This window comes from Streptomyces mutomycini, from assembly GCF_001700505.1.
In the GTDB taxonomy this organism is placed as follows: Bacteria; Actinomycetota; Actinomycetes; order Streptomycetales; family Streptomycetaceae; genus Streptomyces; species Streptomyces mutomycini.
Window position 1 is genome coordinate 1 of record NZ_MAPV01000316.1, and the last position, 671, is coordinate 671.

Here is a 671-nt window from a genome sequence, read left to right on the forward strand (position 1 = left end):
GTGTGTGGTGCTGTTCGTCGGGCAGTAGCCCTTCGACGCGGCCCTTCTCGGCGTGGTTCTGTTCCAGGGCGGCCTGCAGTTGGGGAATGCCGGTGCGACGGTGTTGTTCGGGCAGCTGGGTGCGGGCATCGTCCTCGGCTGTCGTGGCCGTGTCCAGGGCACGTGATGTGTGCTTCACGGCTTCCAGGAGGGGGCGCAGACGTTCGGCGCGCCGGCCTCTGTCGAGTTCGTTGCGCAGTCGTGGGTGGTGGGCGGCCTTGTCGTCGAGTGCTGTGCGTCGCGCCTGGGCTTGGGCGTGCTGGGTTTGCTGGCCTGCGAGCTCGTGGGTGCGCTGGTGTTCGGTCTTGGCGTGCTGGTGTTCGGTGTCGCTGCGTTCCTCGTCGGCCACCGCTTCGGTGTGGGCGTTGACGGCGAGGGTGCGCAGGTGCTGTGCCCAGGGCAGGACGTCGACGGGGTCCTCGGTTTCGGGTCGGGCGGCCTCGTCGGTGCTGGGGGCGTCCTGGTGGAGGAGGGGGCCGGCTTCCTGGTGAATGCGTTGGCTGAGCTGTTGCAGGGTGGCAGTGACCTCGTCGAGGTCCTTCTTGGTGGCTTTGCTTCGGTTGGTGAGCCACGCCTGGAGTTCCTGGAAGCGTCCGGTGTCGAAGAGGCGGCGCAGCAGCACGGTGCGGTCC

Annotated in this window: 1 pseudogene; it reads right to left on the reverse strand. The window is 68.3% G+C overall.

What is annotated here, in order from left to right:
* Positions 1-671 (reverse strand): annotated as a pseudogene (locus BFF76_RS30120) (AAA family ATPase); the annotation flags it as partial.